Origin of the sequence: Agarivorans sp. QJM3NY_30 (genome assembly GCF_050870855.2) — a bacterium.
GTDB lineage: Bacteria > Pseudomonadota > Gammaproteobacteria > Enterobacterales > Celerinatantimonadaceae > Agarivorans.
Map to the genome: position 1 here is coordinate 583,696 of NZ_CP194038.2, position 18,656 is coordinate 602,351.

The following is an 18,656-nucleotide window of genomic DNA, read 5'->3' on the forward strand; positions in this document are numbered from 1 at the left end:
ATCGGACTGACAGTGTTTCACCCTCGCCATACCGTTGATTAAATGTAGTTTAGTTGCATCTATTGACGCTAAAACCTGATCACCAGAGAGGCTAATTTGGTCAGTTGAGGTGGAGTGTTTATAGCTTTTGTTATATGGTTGTGCCGCATTATATAGGAAGGGCCCATGCCAGCTATCCACAACACTACGCAGCCTGCTTTCAGTTACCTCGATTTTGAACGTGAAGCTTGGGCAACACTCCGCCAATCGGTTCCGCTTACCCTTAATGAAACCGATTTAGAAAACATTCGCGGGATTAATGAAGCTTTATCATTACAACAGGTATGTGATATTTATTTGCCCTTATCGCGTTTGCTCAATCTCTACGTGAAGGCCCGACAAAATCGCCGTGAAGTTCTTGCAGACTTTTTAGGCAGTGCTAAACATGTACCATACATTATTGGTGTTTCCGGCAGTGTAGCTGGAGGTAAAAGCACCACTTCAAGGATTTTGCAGGCGCTATTGCAACGTTGGCCGGAACATCCAAAGGTCGATATTGTTACGACTGATGGATTTCTTTACCCCAATGAAGAGCTAGAAGCCAAGGGCTTAATGCAACGCAAAGGATTTCCTGAAAGCTATGATAAAAAAGCACTTTTGGCTTTTGTCGCGGCCTTGAAAGCGGGACAGCCGAAGGTGAGCGCCCCGATCTATTCCCATTCATCATATAACATTGTGAAAGGTCGGCGGGTTGAGGTAGAGCAGCCTGACATCGTCATTTTGGAAGGCTTGAATGTGCTGCAATCGGCAGAAGGGCAGCCAGGACAACAGCGGCCACTATACGTATCCGATTACCTCGACTTCTCCATCTTTGTAGACGCAGAGCCTAGCCTATTGGAAGTGTGGTATGTGGACCGCTTTAAAAAATTACGCGGTAGTGCTTTCACCAACCCCGATAACTACTTCCATCATTATGCAAAATTAGATGAAACGCATGCCGCTAAGATTGCGGCACAAATTTGGACCAGTATCAACTACGTTAATTTAGTTGAAAATATTTTGCCGACTCGTGAGCGCGCCGATCTGATTTTGGAAAAGGGGCCAAATCACGAGGTGAGTCGAGTACGGTTGAGAAAATGAGTGTTGAGCAATCTTTTATTCGTAACGCTAGCCTTAAGCATTTAAATAGTTTTGGGCTTGAGCTAAAAGCAGATTACCTGTTTGAATTAGAACAGGTACAACAGTTACCAGCCTTGTTTGAGTGGGTGAAGGCCAAGCAATTAAGTTGGCTGATTATTGGGGGCGGCTCAAATCTATTATTAACAGAAGACTTTAAGGGTTTAGTTATCCTTAATCGGCTGCGAGGGCTCCAAGTCGAGGATAACGCGCAAGCGATTCAGTTAACTGTTGCGGCTGGGGAAGACTGGCAGCACCTTGTGCAGTGGACGATTTCGCATGGCCTACCCGGTTTAGAAAATTTGGCCTTGATCCCAGGAACTGCTGGTGCGGCACCGGTGCAAAACATTGGTGCCTATGGTTTAGAGTTTGCCGATTGTTGTCATGCCGTGAGCTATTTTTCGTTTGACGATTTTAGTGTTCAACGGTTAACTGCAGCGGAGTGCGAGTTTGGTTATCGGGATAGTATTTTCAAACAGCGCCTAAAAAATCAGGGCTTAATTACCGAGGTAGAGTTATCGCTTGCAAAAGCATGGCGAGCCTCGATTCATTACGCTGGACTCGATCGATTAGCCCCAAGTGCCAGTGCACAGCAGGTATTTGATACCGTTTGTCAGCTTAGAAAGGCTAAGCTCCCCAATCCAACTTTACTGGGTAACGCGGGGAGTTTTTTCAAGAACCCAGTCATTGCTCAGGAGCAAGTCGATAGTTTAGTGAACCAGTACCCTAAATTAGTACATTATCCAGCCGCCGGCGGACAGAGAAAGTTGGCAGCTGGTTGGTTAATCGACCATTTAGGCTTGAAAGGCTATCGTATTGGAGACGCAGCGGTGCATCAAGAGCAAGCATTAGTATTAGTCAATCACGGGCATGCTAGTGCTGCGCAATTATTGAGCTTATGCCAATACATTCGAAACCAAGTTTGGCAGGCATTTGGCATTGTGCTTGAGCCGGAAGTGCGGTTTATTGGGGCCGATGGTGAAGTGGCACCGGATTCGGTGTTGGGGCGACCCAATGAATGAAGATAAGGCCTATCGCCTCATTCAATACTTAGCAAATGGTGAGTTTTGCTCAGGTGAGCGCTTAGCGCAACTGTTGGCCGTATCAAGAACCACCGTAGCGACTTATGTTAAACAATTTGGTCAGCTGGGTTTGGATATCTTTAGCGTGAAAGGTAAAGGCTATCGTTTAGTTCAGCCCTTATCTTTACTTGATATCGACCGTCTGCAAGCCGAGCTTTCCGTTCATTCACCTAAATTACTACATCAAGTGGATTCAACCAATGCCTGGTTGAATCGCCATCAGGCTGAGCTGAGCCATGGTCAGTTAGTGATGACCGAATATCAAAGTGCAGGACGCGGGCGTCGCGGCCGGGCCTGGCAAACCCCTTATGCGGGACAGCTTTGTATGTCTTTATTGTGGTGCTTGCAAGATGGTATTGAAGCCGCAATGGGGCTGAGCCTTGCCGTTGGTTTAGCTATCGTCGAGGCGTTAGAAGCAGAGGGTTATCGAGATCTCGGCTTAAAATGGCCGAATGACATCTATCTTGGTTCGGCAAAATTGGGTGGCGTGCTTATTGAAATGCAAGGGCAGGCGAATAGCACGGTGAATCTAGTGATTGGTTTGGGGGTCAATGTCCGCGTTACGGAGTCGAAGGGGCAGTTGATAGACCAAGCTTTTGCGCAACTCGAAGTCGCGGGCGAACCGACGGTTGATCGAACTGCATTAACAATTGCTATCGTCCACTCGCTCAATCAGATGTTTGACATATTTAAAGAGCAGGGTTTTGTTGCCTTGCAACAACGTTGGAATCGCTACGATATTTTTCGCGATAAAAATGTAACGTTGCACTTTTCCGAACACAAACAAGTCTCTGGGATAGCAAAAGGCGTTGACCGACAAGGTCAATTATTAGTTGAACAAGAGAGTGGTTTACAAGCCTATATGGCCGGAGAAGTGTCACTTCGTGGCCAATAAATGAGCCTAATGGCTGATTTTTGCGCGTTTGCACCTTTCCTGCAGTTTTTTTTGTATTTGCTTGTTGCATTTAATAAAGGCATTACATAGAATGCGCAGCACTTAAGCGATGCCGATTTAGCTCAGTTGGTAGAGCAACTGACTTGTAATCAGTAGGTCGCCAGTTCGACTCCGGCAATCGGCACCATCTCTTAAGTAGGCTTCACCTTGTATTTATAGGTGATTGTGTGGGGGGGTTCCCGAGTGGCCAAAGGGAGCAGATTGTAAATCTGCCGCGAAAGCTTCGATGGTTCGAATCCGTCCCCCCCCACCATTATTTTTGGTAGTAGGTCGTCTTCCAAAAGGTTTGATGCGGGCATCGTATAATGGCTATTACCTCAGCCTTCCAAGCTGATGATGCGGGTTCGATTCCCGCTGCCCGCTCCAATGCTGATATAGCTCAGTTGGTAGAGCGCACCCTTGGTAAGGGTGAGGTCGGCAGTTCGAATCTGCCTATCAGCACCACTCCTTTTCAAGTCTCCCTATTACTTTTTACCGTTCGGTAAACGCAAACCAATGGTGCTTTGGTGCCAATGACCTTTATCCAGAGGGACTATTATGTCTAAAGAAAAATTTGAACGTAATAAACCGCATGTAAACGTTGGTACTATTGGCCACGTTGACCACGGTAAAACAACTTTAACAGCGGCTATTACTAACGTATTGGCAAAAGTATACGGCGGTGAAGCAAAAGATTTCGCAGCAATCGATAACGCTCCAGAAGAGCGCGAGCGTGGTATTACAATCTCAACTTCACACGTTGAGTACGATACACCGACTCGTCACTATGCACACGTTGACTGTCCTGGACACGCCGACTATGTGAAAAACATGATTACCGGTGCTGCACAAATGGACGGCGCTATCTTAGTAGTTGCTTCTACCGATGGCCCAATGCCACAAACGCGTGAGCACATTCTGCTTTCTCGTCAGGTAGGTGTACCTTACATCATCGTATTCATGAACAAATGTGACATGGTAGATGATGAAGAGCTTCTAGAATTAGTAGAAATGGAAGTACGTGAACTTCTATCAGAATACGAATTCCCTGGTGATGACTTACCAGTGATTCAAGGTTCAGCTTTGAAAGCCCTAGAAGGCGAAGAAGCATGGGAAGCAAAAATCATTGAGCTTGCAGAAGCTTTAGATTCTTACATTCCAGAGCCAGAGCGTGACATCGACAAGCCATTCCTACTACCAATTGAAGATGTATTCTCAATTTCAGGTCGTGGTACCGTGGTAACCGGTCGTGTTGAGCGTGGTATCATCAAAGTTTCAGAAGAAATTGAAATTGTTGGTATCAAAGAAACCACCAAAACAACTTGTACTGGTGTTGAAATGTTCCGCAAATTGCTTGACGAAGGTCGTGCAGGTGAGAACTGTGGTATTTTGTTACGTGGTACCAAGCGTGATGACGTCCAACGTGGTCAAGTATTGGCGAAACCAGGTTCAATTACTCCACACACCAAGTTCGAAGCTGAAGTATACGTACTAAGCAAAGATGAAGGTGGTCGTCACACACCATTCTTCAAAGGTTACCGTCCACAGTTTTACTTCCGTACAACTGACGTAACTGGTGCGGTAGAGCTTCCAGAAGGCGTAGAAATGGTTATGCCTGGCGACAACTTGAAATTTGTTGTTGAGCTAATCTGCCCAATCGCGATGGACGAAGGTTTACGCTTCGCAATCCGTGAAGGTGGCCGTACAGTAGGTGCGGGTGTTGTAGCTAAAATCTTCGAATAAGAAGTTAGCACAAGCAAGAAAGGTCGCTTAGGCGGCCTTTTTTATTGCCTCAAGAAAAGTAAGCGTGATTATTCTGCTTGTTAGAATAGCTCCAAGTTGATTGTGCGCACGCCAAGGCGTTTCAGCGTACCTCGCTTAGGGTGTCGTCCTGAGACAGCGGAGCAGCTGCAGGTCACTAATACCAAGCTAACTCATCATCGGTTGATTTTTGCTCGCTAAATCACCACTAACAGCTTGATTTATCTCGTATTAGAGCCACGAGTGACTGTGCTCCATGGCTGCTTATCGGCAGATTTATTCTGCGCAATAAGTTGATCCCAGATTGGTAGAAGTCGGTTCGGTAAATGCCGCTAAGCAGGCGCGGAAGAGTTTATCCGGAAAAATTGGCTGAAGCGGGTGTTGACTATTCTTTTCTGACAATGAAAATGCTAGATTGATGCTTAATCTGCGCCGCAACTTAGAGCTTTAAGCTAAGCCACTAAGGTAAGAGATCCTAGTAAAGTTTAAGAGGTAAGCCTAGTTTTTATATGACCCTATTGCTGATTTATCTTGTTATTGCTATCGGTGTTTCATTTGTATGTTCGATTCTTGAGGCGGTGCTGTTATCGATCACACCAAGTTATGTTGCCACCCTGCATAAACAAGACCCTGTAAAAGGACAAGCTCTGACAAAGGTAAAAGATAATCTAGAGCATTCCATTGCCTGTATTTTGATCCTGAATACCTTTGCCCATACCATGGGAGCCGCTGGCGTGGGTTCTCAGGCCCTGCAAGTATTTGGCCCCAAGTGGGAAAGCCTGATTGCAGTGTTACTGACTCTGGCCATCTTGTATTTTTCTGAAATCATCCCAAAAACATTAGGCGCGAATTACTGGCGGGTGTTAGCGTATCCATCGGCAAAACTGATTTCCTTGTTAACAAAACTGGTGTACCCACTGGTATGGCTGTCGGGTTATATCACCTGCATATTCCGACGCGATGAAACGGATAGTATCAGCCGAGAAGAGATCCAGGCCTTTACCACATTGGGTTATGAAGGCGGTGCGCTGGCAAAACAAGAGAGTATGCTATTAGCTAATATTCTTGGCTTGAGGGAGCGCATTACTCAGCAAATTCTGACCCCGCGCACCGTTGTGCATGCCTTTGAGCAAGACGACTCGGTGAATCAGGCGCTGGATAATGAAATGACTCCGCGCTTTAGTCGCTTTCCGGTTTACAAAGATAACATCGACAGTATTGTTGGTGTGATCAGTCACCGCAGTCTTGCCGAGCTGGCTCGCCGTGGGAAGGGGGACCAAACGCTGCGAAGTATACTGCAACCGATCCATCGTGTGTCTGAGAAGCTACCCTGTTTGCAATTATTGGATTTGTTTATTTCACGTAAAGAACACCTTTTTGTTGTGGAAGATCAATATGGTCAGACCGCTGGGATAGTGAGTTTGGAAGATGTGATCGAGACTTTACTGGGCCGAGAAATTGTTGACGAGACCGATGTGGTGGAAGATATGCAGCAGTTTGCCAAGGCTCAGTTCCGTGATCGTTTAAGGCGGAACGGTAAGCGAGTTAAATGAAACCCCAAGAAACCCGCTCCGTCCCACAATCTTGGCACTATTTTGCCAATTTAAGGGTTACAATCTTTAAACAAAGTGCCTATAATGTCGGGCTTCGTACTATAGGGGTGTAGTTCCAATGGCAGAACGTCGGATTCCAAATCCGAATGTTGGGAGTTCGAATCTCTCCACCCCTGCCACTATCCCTTTATAGAAGGGATTTTTGATTTTGTGGGATTATTTGCAGGTTGTTTGATGAGTACCAGTACTGAAAACCAAAGTGGGTCGTTAGATGGCCTAAAATGGGCCTTAGCGGCTCTAATTTTAATCGCCGCTGTGGTAGGTAACTACCTATACACAGATATCTCGGTATTAGTTCGTGTGCTTGGCGTAGTCATCGCAGCCGTTGCTGCACTCGCTATTGCTTCACAAACTAATAAAGGCAAGCAAGCTTTTGTCTTTGCTAAAGAATCGCGTATGGAAGTGCGTAAGGTTATCTGGCCAACTCGTCAAGAAGCCATTCAAACTACCATGATTGTATTAGCTGCTACTGCATTCATGTCGCTAATTTTATGGGGATTAGACGCCATCTTAGTTCGTCTGGTTGCCTTTGTTACAGGGGTGAGTATCTAATGACTGAAGAGCGCAAATTACGTTGGTACGTGGTCCAAGCATTCTCTGGCTATGAAGGGCGCGTATCTAAGTCGTTAAAAGAATATATTCAAATCCATGCGATGGAAGATTCTTTTGGTGAAATCTTGGTCCCGACTGAAGAAGTCGTAGAGATGCGCGCGGGTCAAAAACGTAAGAGCGAGCGTAAATTCTTTCCCGGTTATGTTCTGGTGCAAATGGAGCTTAACGATGAAAGTTGGCACCTTGTGAAAAGTGTGCCGCGGGTATTAGGTTTCATTGGTGGTACTGCTGAGCGTCCGGCACCCATTTCTGATAAAGAAGCTCAGGCCATTCTTGATCGTTTGGATGAAACCAGCGATAAGCCAAGACCTAAGACATTATTCGAACCAGGCGAAGTGGTTCGGGTTACCGACGGTCCTTTTGCCGACTTCAATGGTACCATCGAAGAAGTGGATTACGAAAAGAGCCGGGTGAAAGTATCAGTATTGATCTTTGGTCGGGCAACTCCTGTCGAGTTGGAATTTGGCCAGATCGAGAAAGGTTGATAAAAACTAAACAATTGGTTGTTTTTAGGGCAGAGGATCGCTTATAATCCGCTGCCCTTTGTTCCATCGGGAAGCCAACTGCACTTGCAGGAGGCGTTTGAACCCAAAATAAGGTAAATCTAAAATGGCTAAAAAAGTCCAAGCTTATATTAAGCTTCAAGTTGCTGCGGGTGCCGCAAACCCGTCACCACCAGTTGGTCCTGCTCTAGGTCAACACGGTGTAAACATCATGGAATTCTGTAAAGCGTTTAACGCAAAAACAGATTCAATTGAGAAAGGCGCGCCAGTACCAGTTGTTATTACTGTGTATGCTGATCGCTCTTTCACTTTTGAAACTAAAACTCCACCTGCTTCGTACTTGCTGAAAAAAGCTGCAGGTATTAAGTCTGGTTCTAGTGTTCCAAATAAAACTAAAGTTGGTACTGTAACGCGTGCTCAACTTGAAGAGATTGCTAACACTAAAGCTGTCGACATGACCGGTGCTGATTTAGACGCAATGGTTCGTTCAATTGAAGGATCTGCCCGCGCGATGGGCTTGGTTGTAGAGGGCTAATACGATGGCGAAAATTTCTAAGCGCATGCGTGCGATCAACGAAAAAGTTGATTCAACAAAAGAATACTCAATCAACGAAGCGGTAGCGCTTCTTCAAGAACTGGCTTCTGCTAAATTTCTTGAAAGTGTTGATGCCTCAGTAAACTTGGGTGTAGATCCTCGTAAATCAGACCAAAACGTACGTGGTGCAACTGTACTACCTCACGGTACTGGTCGTAACGTTCGCGTTGCAGTATTTACTCAAGGTGCAAACGCTGAAGCTGCTACAGAAGCCGGTGCCGATATCGTTGGTATGGATGACTTAGCGGCAAAAGTTAAAGCCGGTGAAATGGACTTCGACGTTGTGATTGCATCTCCAGATGCAATGCGCGTTGTGGGTCAACTAGGTCAAATCCTAGGTCCACGCGGTTTGATGCCTAACCCTAAAGTGGGTACGGTTACACCAAATGTTGCTGATGCGGTTAAATTAGCGAAAGCGGGTCAAATTCGTTACCGCAACGACAAAAACGGCATTATCCATACTACTATTGGTAAAGTTGATTTTGAAGCTGACAAGTTAAAAGAAAACTTGGAAGCGTTGGTTGTTGCTCTTCGCAAAGCGAAACCAGCTCAGTCTAAAGGTCAGTTCATCAAGAAAGTTAGCTTGTCTACCACCATGGGTGCTGGTTTAGCTATTGATGTTGCGACTTTAGATATTCAAGCTTAATATTTACAGAGCGTGATATTTATACTATAATTTCGCGCTTTGTAATTATGGGTCAGGGCTTCGGCCCTCATCCAAGACCGTAGGTGCTTATTATGAGCTTAATTTCCTACGTAGATGGTGAGGAAACCCAAGAATAATTATTTATTCTGGAACACCAAGCCGTAAAGGTCTCTAATTCTTAGGATTAGAGGAAAGTAAACACCAGATTTATCTGGTATTGGAATCCAGGAGTAAAGCCAATGGCATTAAGACTCGAAGACAAGAAGCAAATTGTCGCTGACGTCAACGAAGCTGCCAAAGGTGCACTTTCTGCAGTAGTTGCTGATTCACGTGGCGTAACTGTAGGTGCGATGACTTCATTGCGTGCTAAAGCGCGTGAAGCTGGCGTATCTATGCAAGTGGTACGTAATACCCTTGCCCGCCGTGCAGTAGCTGGCACAGACCTAGAATGTCTCTCTGAGTCATTCATCGGTCCTACTTTGATTGCCTTCTCTAACGAGCACCCCGGTGCCGCAGCGCGTCTGTTAACAGACTTCGCTAAAGAGCAAGAAAAATTCGAAGTGCGTGCAGCAGCATTTGAAGGTGCATTAGCAGACGTAAACGTTCTTGCAAAACTACCAACTTACGACGAAGCAATTGCCAAGTTAATGGCAACTATGAAAGAAGCTTCAGCTGGCAAGTTGGTTCGCACTCTGGCCGCATTACGCGACCAAAAAGAGGCAGAAGCAGCATAATTTGCTTGTTGCTACATTATCTTATAAATTTAATTGAATTTAGGAATTTGAGTCATGTCTATCACTAAAGACCAAATTATCGAAGCTGTTGCTGAAATGTCAGTAATGGACGTTGTTGAACTAATCGAAGCTATGGAAGAGAAGTTCGGCGTATCTGCTGCTGCAGCTGTTGCTGTTGCTGGTGACGCTGGTGCGGCTGCTGAAGAGCAAACCGAATTTGACGTAATCTTAACTGCTGCTGGCGCAAACAAAGTATCTGCTATTAAAGCGGTACGTGCTGCTACCGGTCTTGGCTTGAAAGAAGCGAAAGGTTTAGTTGATTCAGCTCCTGCTGCTGTTAAAGAAGCAGTATCTAAAGAAGAAGCTGAAGCGCTTAAAGCTGCTCTTGAAGAAGCTGGTGCTTCTGTTGAAGTTAAGTAATCTGCTTATAAGTAGATTGCAGCCTTTATAGGCTATGGCTGGTGGTTATTTAACCACCGGCCTTTTTGCGCTGTAGGACGTCGTCTTTTTTATCACCGTTTTAGATGGTGCGTCTAGCAAAAAATTTAGGTGGGAAACATCTAAATACAAGACAAACGGTACGTAAGAACTGTCCCAGATTTTTTGCGGACAGAGTGGGTCACTTATCAGCGAGCTGAGGAACCATATGGTTTACTCTTATACAGAGAAAAAACGCATTCGTAAGGACTTTGGAAAACGTCCTCAAGTAGTGGACACGCCTTACCTGCTTTCAATACAGCTTGACTCTTTTGAGAAATTCATAGAGATCGATCCTGAAGGCGAGTATGGGCTGGAAGCTGCATTCCGCAGTGTATTCCCGATTGCCAGTTATTCAGGATATTCAGAGCTACAGTACGTTAGCTATCGTCTTGGCGAGCCGGTGTTTGACGTTAAAGAATGTCAAATTCGTGGAGTCACCTACTCTGCTCCCTTGCGCGTTAAATTGCGTTTAGTGTTGTTTGACCGTGAAGCTCCGGCTGGCACGGTGAAAGACATCAAAGAGCAAGAAGTTTACATGGGTGAAATTCCCTTGATGACAGGTAACGGTACTTTTGTAATTAACGGTACCGAGCGTGTTATCGTATCCCAACTACACCGTAGCCCGGGTGTGTTTTACGACCACGATCGTGGTAAAACGCATTCATCAGGTAAGGTCTTATATAACGCTCGCGTTATTCCTTACCGCGGTTCGTGGTTAGATTTCGAATTCGATCCGAAAGATAATTTATTTGTTCGTATTGACCGTCGTCGCAAACTACCGGCCTCGATCATTTTGCGTGCTTTAGAAATGACCACCCAAGAAATCTTGGCAACTTTCTTCGATACCACCACCTTTGAATTGAAGGATGGCAAGGTGTTGATGGAGTTAGTGCCATCTCGCTTACGCGGTGATACGGTTTCTTTTGATGTGATCTTGAATGGCGAAGTTTTAATTGAAACTGGTCGCCGGGTGACAGCTCGTCACATTCGTCAATTGGAAAAATCTGGTATTGAGCAGATTGAAGTCCCAGTCGAGTACCTTGCCGATAAAGTGCTTGCGGAAGACTACGTTGATGAAGCCACTGGTGAAATCATTGCAGAAGCAAACAGCGAATTAAACTTAGAGTTGATCGCAGCTTTAGCGCAAGCGGGTTATTCGATGTTGAAAACCATCTATACCAATGACTTGGATAATGGTTCATTCATCTCGGATACTTTACGTGTAGATTCATCGACTAATCGTCTTGAGGCCTTAGTTGAAATTTACCGCATGATGCGCCCAGGTGAGCCACCAACAAAAGATGCTGCCGAAGCACTATTCGAGAACTTGTTCTTTAATGGTGACCGTTATGACTTATCTACTGTTGGCCGTATGAAGTTCAACAGTCGTGTTGGTCGTGACGACGGACGAGTTGCTGGTGTGCTCGACAAAGACGACATCATTAAAGTGATGCAAATGCTGATCGAGATCCGCAATGGTCGTGGTGAAGTCGATGATATCGATCACCTCGGTAATCGTCGTATCCGTAGCGTTGGTGAAATGGCCGAAAACCAATTCCGTGTTGGTTTAGTTCGTGTAGAGCGTGCAGTTAAAGAGCGTTTGAGTCTCGGTGATCTTGACGCCTTGATGCCACAAGACTTAATTAACGCCAAGCCGATTTCGGCTGCGGTAAAAGAGTTCTTTGGTTCCAGCCAATTGTCGCAATTTATGGACCAAAACAACCCGCTTTCTGAAGTAACACACAAACGTCGTGTTTCTGCCTTAGGCCCGGGTGGTTTGACTCGCGAACGTGCTGGCTTTGAAGTACGTGACGTACACCCAACGCACTATGGTCGTTTATGTCCGATTGAAACGCCAGAAGGTCCAAACATTGGTTTGATTAACTCATTAGCAGTTTATTCACGCACCAATGAGTTTGGCTTCTTGGAGACGCCATACCGTAAAGTGATCAACAGTGTTATTACTGATGAAGTTGATTACTTGTCGGCCATTGATGAAGGCACCTACGTGATCGCTCAGGCGAACGCAGAGGTAGATGCCGATGGTAAGTTACTAGAAACCGATTTAGTGCCTTGTCGCCATAAAGGCGAATCGACTTACATGCCGACTGATCAAATTCAGTATATGGATGTGAGCCCGCAGCAAATTATTTCTGTTGCTGCTTCGTTGATTCCGTTCTTAGAACACGATGATGCGAACCGGGCATTGATGGGTTCAAACATGCAACGTCAGGCAGTTCCAACGCTGCGTGCTGATAAACCATTGGTTGGTACTGGTATTGAACGTGCGGTTGCCGTTGATTCCGGTGTGACCGTGGTATCTAAGCGTGGTGGTACTGTTGATTATGCTGACGCAAGTCGTATTGTTGTTAAAGTAAATGAAGACGAAATGAGTCCTGGTGAAGCAGGTATCGACATTTACAGTTTAACCAAATACACCCGTTCTAACCAAAATACCTGTATTAACCAACGTCCAGTGGTAAAAGCTGGTGAGTTTGTTTCTAAAGGCGATGTACTCGCAGATGGCCCTTCAACTGACTTAGGTGAGTTGGCGTTAGGTCAAAATATGCGCGTCGCGTTTATGCCTTGGAATGGTTATAACTTCGAAGATTCGATCGGTATTTCTGAAAACGTGGTGAAAGAAGATCGCTTCACTACGATTCACATTCAAGAATTAAGCTGTATTGCTCGTGATACCAAATTGGGAAGCGAAGAGATTTCAGCAGATATTCCTAACGTGGGTGAATCCGCACTGAGCAAACTTGATGAGTCAGGTATTGTGTATGTGGGGGCAGAAGTTAAGCCTGGTGATATTCTGGTCGGTAAGGTTACGCCGAAGGGTGAAACTCAGTTAACACCTGAGGAGAAACTTTTACGAGCTATCTTCGGTGAGAAAGCGTCGGATGTGAAAGATACATCCCTACGAGTACCTAATTCAGTATTTGGTACCGTAATTGACGTTCAGGTGTTCACTCGTGATGGCGTAGAAAAAGACAAGCGAGCTCAAGAAATTGAGTCAATGCAGCTGAAAGAAGCGAAGAAAGATCTTACCGAGGAATTCAAAATCCTTGAAGAGGGTATCTTTGCTCGTGCTAAATCAGTATTGATGAACGCTGGTAAGTCAGAATCAGACCTAAATCGCCAAGCGCCTACAGAATGGTTGCAAGCGGCATTAAGTGATGAAGCAGCACAAACCCAGTTAGAACAAATTGCTGAGCAATACGACGAAATCAAAGCCGAGTTTGACAAGCAATTCGACATTAAGCGCCGTAAGATCACTCAAGGTGATGATTTAGCGCCTGGTGTATTGAAAATTGTGAAAGTTTACTTAGCTGTTAAACGTCGTATTCAGCCTGGTGACAAGATGGCGGGTCGTCACGGTAACAAAGGTGTAATTTCTACCATTGTTCCTCGTGAAGATATGCCTTATGACGAAACTGGCCGTCCAGTAGACATCTGCTTGAACCCGCTAGGTGTACCATCGCGGATGAACATTGGTCAGATCCTAGAAACCCACTTAGGCCTCGCGGCTAAAGGTGTGGGTGAGAAAATCGACGAAATGCTGAAAGTTCAGCGTGAAATCGAAATGGATAAACTGCGTGATTTCATTCAGAAAGTGTACAACGTCGGTGATGATACACTGAAAGTTGACATTGCTAGCTTCACCGATGAAGAAGTAATGACACTGGCGAAGAACCTACGTGGTGGTGTGCCAATGGCAACCCCAGCATTTGATGGTGCTAAAGAAGCTGAAATCAAAGAGCTATTGCGCTTAGCCGATTTGCCTGATTCAGGCCAAATTGTGTTATGTGATGGTCGTACCGGTCAAGAATTTGAGCGCCCTGTAACCGTGGGTTACATGTACATGTTGAAATTGAACCACTTGGTTGATGACAAGATGCATGCTCGTTCTACTGGTTCTTACAGCTTAGTTACACAGCAACCGCTTGGTGGTAAAGCCCAGTTTGGTGGTCAGCGTTTCGGTGAGATGGAAGTATGGGCACTTGAAGCTTATGGTGCCGCTTACACCTTACAGGAAATGCTCACGGTTAAATCCGATGATGTGAACGGTCGTACTAAAATGTACAAAAATATCGTTGACGGTAATCATCAGATGGAACCCGGCATGCCAGAGTCGTTCAATGTACTACTTAAAGAAATTCGCTCTTTGGGTATTAATATTGAGTTAGACGAGCTGTAAGCACAGGACTTCACCTGATTTAAAAGCAAGGCGGGCGTTTCATGAGAAACGCCCCAGGTTTAACTCCGACTGGAGAGAAACGTGAAAGATTTACTTAAGTTTCTTAAGCAACAAAGCAAGACCGAAGAGTTTGAAGGCATTAAAATTGGCCTAGCTTCACCCGATCAGATCCGTAGTTGGTCTTTTGGTGAAGTTAAAAAACCAGAAACGATTAACTATCGTACCTTTAAGCCTGAGCGCGACGGTCTATTCTGTGCCCGTATTTTCGGTCCAGTAAAAGATTACGAATGTTTGTGTGGAAAATACAAGCGTTTGAAACACCGTGGCGTAATTTGTGAGAAGTGTGGCGTTGAAGTTACACAATCTAAAGTGCGTCGTGATCGGATGGGCCACATCGAGCTTGCGTCTCCTGTAGCGCACATCTGGTTCCTTAAATCGTTACCATCACGTATCGGTTTGTTACTTGATATGACGCTACGTGATATTGAACGAGTACTTTACTTCGAATCATTTGTTGTGACTGAGCCTGGTATGACTAGCTTAGAGCGCGGCCAAATGTTAACCGAAGAAACTTACTTAGATTCTCTTGAAGAATACGGTGACGAGTTCGAAGCCAAAATGGGTGCCGAAGCTGTATTAGCTCTGCTACGTCATTTAGAGCTTGATCGAGAAATCGAAGTGATGCGCGAAGAGTTGCAAACTACCAACTCAGAAACCAAGCGTAAGAAGACTACCAAGCGTCTGAAACTGATGGAAGCGTTCCGCGATTCAGGGAATAAACCTGAGTGGATGATTATGACCGTATTACCGGTTCTTCCACCTGATTTACGCCCATTAGTACCACTTGATGGCGGCCGTTTTGCGACTTCTGATTTGAACGACTTATATCGTCGTGTGATCAACCGTAATAACCGCTTGAAGCGTCTATTAGACTTGGCTGCCCCAGACATTATTGTGCGTAACGAGAAGCGGATGCTGCAAGAAGCGGTTGATGCCTTGTTGGATAATGGTCGTCGTGGTCGTGCGATTACTGGTTCTAATAAACGTCCGCTTAAATCTTTGGCTGATATGATCAAAGGTAAGCAAGGTCGTTTCCGCCAGAACTTGCTGGGTAAACGTGTTGATTACTCTGGTCGTTCAGTAATTACCGTGGGTCCAACACTGCGTTTACACCAGTGTGGTCTACCGAAGAAAATGGCTCTTGAGCTGTTTAAACCGTTCATCTATGGCAAGCTTGAATTGCGTGGTTTAGCGACCACCATTAAAGCAGCCAAGAAGATGGTTGAACGCGAAGGTGGTGAGGTTTGGGATATTCTTGAAGAAGTTATCCGCGAACACCCGGTATTACTTAACCGTGCACCAACCTTGCACCGTTTGGGTATTCAAGCCTTTGAACCAGTGTTAATTGAAGGTAAAGCGATTCAGTTACACCCATTGGTATGTGCGGCATATAACGCCGATTTCGATGGTGACCAAATGGCGGTACACGTACCGTTAACTATTGAAGCGCAGTTAGAAGCACGTTCGTTGATGATGTCCACCAACAACGTACTATCGCCAGCTAACGGTGAACCGATTATCGTGCCTTCGCAAGACGTTGTCTTGGGTTTGTATTACATGACTCGGGAACGAGTGAATGCGCAAGCCGAAGGTATGTATCTGTCAGGTCCGAAAGAAGCTGAGAAGCTTTATCGTTCTAAACAGGCCAGCATACACGCACGAGTTAATGTGCGAATCACCGAAGTGATTGTTGCTGAAGACGGCTCTAAGATCGAAAAGACCGAAATCAAAAAAACCACGATTGGTCGTGCTATCTTGTGGTTAATCGTACCGAAAGGTTTACCTTTTGAATTGGTTAACCGAGCAATGGGTAAGAAGCAGATCTCTGGTTTACTGAACACCTGTTACCGTAAACTAGGTTTGAAGTATTCAGTTATTTTCGCTGACCAATTGATGTACACCGGCTTCCATTACGCAACTTTGTCTGGTGCCTCTGTAGGTATTAATGACATGGTTATTCCTGCCGCGAAGAAAGATATCGTGGATGAAGCCAGTGAAGAAGTGAGTGAAATTCAAGAGCAATTCCTAGCGGGTCTGGTAACTGCCGGTGAACGCTACAACAAAGTTATTGATATTTGGGCGTCAGCTAACGAAAAAGTTTCCAAAGCGATGATGGACAACTTGTCGACTGAGGTCGTGATCAATAGAGATGGTGAAGAAGAAGCGCAAGCGTCTTTCAACAGTATCTTTATGATGGCTGACTCCGGTGCGCGTGGTAGTGCTGCTCAGATCCGTCAGTTGGCGGGGATGCGTGGTTTGATGGCAAAACCGGATGGTTCGATTATCGAAACGCCGATTGTGGCTAACTTCCGCGAAGGCCTTAACGTACTTCAGTACTTCATCTCAACGCACGGTGCACGTAAAGGTTTGGCTGATACCGCACTGAAAACAGCAAACTCGGGTTATCTAACGCGCCGTTTGGTTGACGTTGCTCAAGATTTAGTGGTAACCGACACCGATTGTGGTACCGAAGAAGGTATCTTGATGACGCCTCATATCGAAGGCGGTGACGTTGTTGAGCCATTGCGTGAGCGTGTTCTTGGTCGGGTATTGGTTGGCGACGTCATCAAGCCAGGTACCGAAAATGAAGTGTTAATTAAATCTAAGACCTTGCTTGATGAAAAACTGTGTGACCTTCTTGAAGAGAATTCAGTTGATACCGTTAAGGTTCGCTCTGTAATTAGCTGTGAAAATGACTTTGGTGTTTGTGCACTTTGTTATGGTCGTGATCTTGCTCGAGGCCATTTGGTCGGTCGCGGTGAAGCGGTCGGTGTCGTTGCAGCACAATCGATTGGTGAGCCGGGAACCCAGCTTACCATGCGTACTTTCCACATTGGTGGTGCAGCGTCACGAGCGGCAGCAGAAAACAGTATCCAAGTGAAGAACGTGGGTACTATTAAGTTACATAACGCCAAGGTTGTGACGAATAACGAAGGTAAATTGGTTGTAACTTCGCGCTCTACCGAATTAACGATTATTGATGATTTGGGTCAGACCAAAGAAAGTCATAAATTGCAATATGGTAGTGTTTTGGAAGTTGCTGACGGTGGTGCGGTTAACTCTGGCGATACTATCGCTAATTGGGACCCACACACTCACCCGATTATCACTGAAGTACCTGGTCGCGTTAAATTCGTTGATATGGTTGAAGGTGTCACCATTAGTCGTCAAACCGATGAGCTAACCGGTCTTTCAAGCATTAACGTATTAGATCCGAACGAGCGCCCTAGTGCTGGTAAAGAAATGCGCCCAATGGTGAAATTGGTTGACGGTTCAGGCAATGATGTATTGATTGCTGGTACCGACATTCCTGCTCAGTACTTCCTACCAAGTAAATCAATCGTAAACTTGGAAGATAATGCTGAAGTAGGTGTGGGGGATGCGATTGCACGTATTCCGCAAGAATCAAGCGGTACTAAAGATATTACCGGTGGTCTACCTCGGGTTGCAGATCTATTCGAAGCTCGTCAACCGAAAGAACCTGCTATTCTTGCTGAGATCAGCGGTACCATTAGTTACGGTAAAGAAACTAAAGGTAAGCGTCGTTTAGTGATTACTCCAACGGATGCTGCTCCTTACGAGGAAATGATACCGAAGTGGCGTAACCTGAACGTGTTCGAAGGTGAGAAGGTTCAAAAAGGTGAGGTTATCGCCGATGGACCAGAGTCTCCACACGATATTTTACGCTTACGTGGTATCAGCCCTGTTGCGAACTACATTGTGAACGAAGTTCAAGATGTATATCGTTTACAAGGGGTGAAAATTAACGATAAGCATATCGAAACCATCGTGCGTCAAATGCTACGTAAGTGTTTGATTCTTGATGCGGGTGATTCTAGCTTCTTGCTCGGTGAACAGGCAGAAGTGGCACGGGTGAATATCGAAAACCGTGTGTTGGTTGCTGAAGGTAAGCGGCCAGCGGTTTACCGCCGTGAGCTACTGGGTATCACCAAGGCTTCACTATCTACGGAATCGTTTATTTCAGCGGCATCGTTCCAAGAAACCACACGCGTGCTTACCGAAGCGGCTGTGGGTGGAAAACAGGATGAGTTACGCGGTCTGAAAGAAAACGTGATTGTAGGTCGTTTGATCCCTGCGGGTACTGGTTATGCGTATCATGAAAAACGTCGTAATCAATCGGTTGCTCCAGCACCGATAACGGCGGATGAAGCTGCCGATAATTTGGCTGCTTTATTGAATGCTGCACCAAGTAGTGATGCTGAATAAGCTTTAGTACTTGATAAAAAGGCGGCCATTGGCCGCCTTTTTTTATGCAAATA

Annotated in this window: 13 protein-coding genes and 5 tRNA genes; all 18 read left to right on the plus strand. The window is 45.5% G+C overall.

The features are described from left to right. Window positions 1-165 precede the first annotated feature (165 nt). The 18 genes from coaA to rpoC all read left to right on the plus strand — a co-directional run bounded on the left by coaA (window position 166) and on the right by rpoC (window position 18,603). Window positions 166-1,119, plus strand: coding sequence for a type I pantothenate kinase (gene coaA / locus ACRRSX_RS02655; RefSeq protein ID WP_432454754.1), 954 nt, complete (start codon window positions 166-168; stop codon window positions 1,117-1,119). Continuing rightward, window positions 1,116-2,177, plus strand: coding sequence for a UDP-N-acetylmuramate dehydrogenase (gene murB, locus ACRRSX_RS02660; protein ID WP_432454753.1), 1,062 nt, complete (start codon window positions 1,116-1,118; stop codon window positions 2,175-2,177). Before coaA ends, murB begins: the two co-directional genes overlap by 4 nt. Next, window positions 2,170-3,132, plus strand: a complete 963-nt coding sequence (birA, locus tag ACRRSX_RS02665) for a bifunctional biotin--[acetyl-CoA-carboxylase] ligase/biotin operon repressor BirA (protein WP_432454752.1) — start codon at window positions 2,170-2,172, stop codon at window positions 3,130-3,132. Before murB ends, birA begins: the two co-directional genes overlap by 8 nt. Before the next feature lie 111 nt (window positions 3,133-3,243). Then, window positions 3,244-3,319 (plus strand) — tRNA-Thr (locus ACRRSX_RS02670). A 42-nt stretch (window positions 3,320-3,361) separates the two neighbouring features. Beyond that, a tRNA-Tyr gene (locus tag ACRRSX_RS02675) sits at window positions 3,362-3,445 on the plus strand. A gap of 38 nt (window positions 3,446-3,483) precedes the next feature. Further along, a tRNA-Gly gene (locus tag ACRRSX_RS02680) sits at window positions 3,484-3,558 on the plus strand. A 2-nt stretch (window positions 3,559-3,560) separates the two neighbouring features. Further along, window positions 3,561-3,636 (plus strand) — tRNA-Thr (locus ACRRSX_RS02685). Window positions 3,637-3,729: 93 nt separating this feature from the next. Beyond that, window positions 3,730-4,914 carry an elongation factor Tu gene (tuf, locus tag ACRRSX_RS02690; protein ID WP_432454751.1) on the plus strand — a complete coding sequence of 395 codons (1,185 nt, stop codon included), beginning with the start codon at window positions 3,730-3,732 and terminating at the stop codon, window positions 4,912-4,914. Window positions 4,915-5,441: 527 nt separating this feature from the next. Then, a complete protein-coding gene (locus ACRRSX_RS02695; RefSeq protein ID WP_432454750.1) occupies window positions 5,442-6,485 on the plus strand; it encodes a CNNM domain-containing protein in 1,044 nt (347 codons plus the stop codon). Between the two features lie 103 nt (window positions 6,486-6,588). Further along, a tRNA-Trp gene (locus ACRRSX_RS02700) sits at window positions 6,589-6,664 on the plus strand. 55 nt (window positions 6,665-6,719) lie between these two features. Then, a complete protein-coding gene (gene secE, locus ACRRSX_RS02705; RefSeq protein ID WP_432454749.1) occupies window positions 6,720-7,097 on the plus strand; it encodes a preprotein translocase subunit SecE in 378 nt (125 codons plus the stop codon). Then, window positions 7,097-7,642 carry a transcription termination/antitermination protein NusG gene (gene nusG / locus ACRRSX_RS02710; protein ID WP_432454748.1) on the plus strand — a complete coding sequence of 182 codons (546 nt, stop codon included), beginning with the start codon at window positions 7,097-7,099 and terminating at the stop codon, window positions 7,640-7,642. The genes secE and nusG overlap by 1 nt, the downstream gene beginning before the upstream one ends. A 124-nt stretch (window positions 7,643-7,766) precedes the next feature. After that, entirely contained in the window at window positions 7,767-8,195 is a 429-nt protein-coding gene (gene rplK / locus ACRRSX_RS02715; RefSeq protein WP_432454747.1) for a 50S ribosomal protein L11, read from the plus strand. A 4-nt stretch (window positions 8,196-8,199) separates the two neighbouring features. Next, window positions 8,200-8,901 carry a 50S ribosomal protein L1 gene (gene rplA, locus ACRRSX_RS02720; protein WP_432454746.1) on the plus strand — a complete coding sequence of 234 codons (702 nt, stop codon included), beginning with the start codon at window positions 8,200-8,202 and terminating at the stop codon, window positions 8,899-8,901. A gap of 239 nt (window positions 8,902-9,140) precedes the next feature. Continuing rightward, window positions 9,141-9,635 (plus strand): 50S ribosomal protein L10, encoded by a 495-nt coding sequence (rplJ, locus tag ACRRSX_RS02725; protein ID WP_432454745.1) that lies wholly within the window; start codon window positions 9,141-9,143, stop codon window positions 9,633-9,635. 54 nt (window positions 9,636-9,689) lie between these two features. Continuing rightward, a complete protein-coding gene (gene rplL, locus ACRRSX_RS02730; protein WP_432454744.1) occupies window positions 9,690-10,055 on the plus strand; it encodes a 50S ribosomal protein L7/L12 in 366 nt (121 codons plus the stop codon). 226 nt (window positions 10,056-10,281) lie between these two features. Continuing rightward, a complete protein-coding gene (gene rpoB / locus ACRRSX_RS02735) occupies window positions 10,282-14,316 on the plus strand; it encodes a DNA-directed RNA polymerase subunit beta (protein WP_432454743.1) in 4,035 nt (1,344 codons plus the stop codon). Between the two features lie 81 nt (window positions 14,317-14,397). Further along, the gene (gene rpoC / locus ACRRSX_RS02740) at window positions 14,398-18,603 is read left to right on the plus strand and encodes a DNA-directed RNA polymerase subunit beta' (protein WP_432454742.1); all 4,206 of its coding nucleotides are present in this window, start codon (window positions 14,398-14,400) and stop codon (window positions 18,601-18,603) included. Window positions 18,604-18,656 lie beyond the last annotated feature (53 nt).

Excerpts from the sequence above, each read along its gene's own strand:
- coaA (WP_432454754.1), top strand. The coding sequence starts at position 166 with ATGCCAGCTATCCACAACACTACGCAGCCTGCTTTCAGTTACCTCGAT.
- secE (WP_432454749.1), top strand. The coding sequence starts at position 6,720 with ATGAGTACCAGTACTGAAAACCAAAGTGGGTCGTTAGATGGCCTAAAA.
- ACRRSX_RS02695 (WP_432454750.1), top strand. The coding sequence starts at position 5,442 with ATGACCCTATTGCTGATTTATCTTGTTATTGCTATCGGTGTTTCATTT.
- rpoB (WP_432454743.1), top strand. The coding sequence starts at position 10,282 with ATGGTTTACTCTTATACAGAGAAAAAACGCATTCGTAAGGACTTTGGA.
- rplL (WP_432454744.1), top strand. The coding sequence starts at position 9,690 with ATGTCTATCACTAAAGACCAAATTATCGAAGCTGTTGCTGAAATGTCA.
- birA (WP_432454752.1), top strand. The coding sequence starts at position 2,170 with ATGAATGAAGATAAGGCCTATCGCCTCATTCAATACTTAGCAAATGGT.
- murB (WP_432454753.1), top strand. The coding sequence starts at position 1,116 with ATGAGTGTTGAGCAATCTTTTATTCGTAACGCTAGCCTTAAGCATTTA.
- tuf (WP_432454751.1), top strand. The coding sequence starts at position 3,730 with ATGTCTAAAGAAAAATTTGAACGTAATAAACCGCATGTAAACGTTGGT.
- rplK (WP_432454747.1), top strand. The coding sequence starts at position 7,767 with ATGGCTAAAAAAGTCCAAGCTTATATTAAGCTTCAAGTTGCTGCGGGT.
- rplA (WP_432454746.1), top strand. The coding sequence starts at position 8,200 with ATGGCGAAAATTTCTAAGCGCATGCGTGCGATCAACGAAAAAGTTGAT.
- rplJ (WP_432454745.1), top strand. The coding sequence starts at position 9,141 with ATGGCATTAAGACTCGAAGACAAGAAGCAAATTGTCGCTGACGTCAAC.
- nusG (WP_432454748.1), top strand. The coding sequence starts at position 7,097 with ATGACTGAAGAGCGCAAATTACGTTGGTACGTGGTCCAAGCATTCTCT.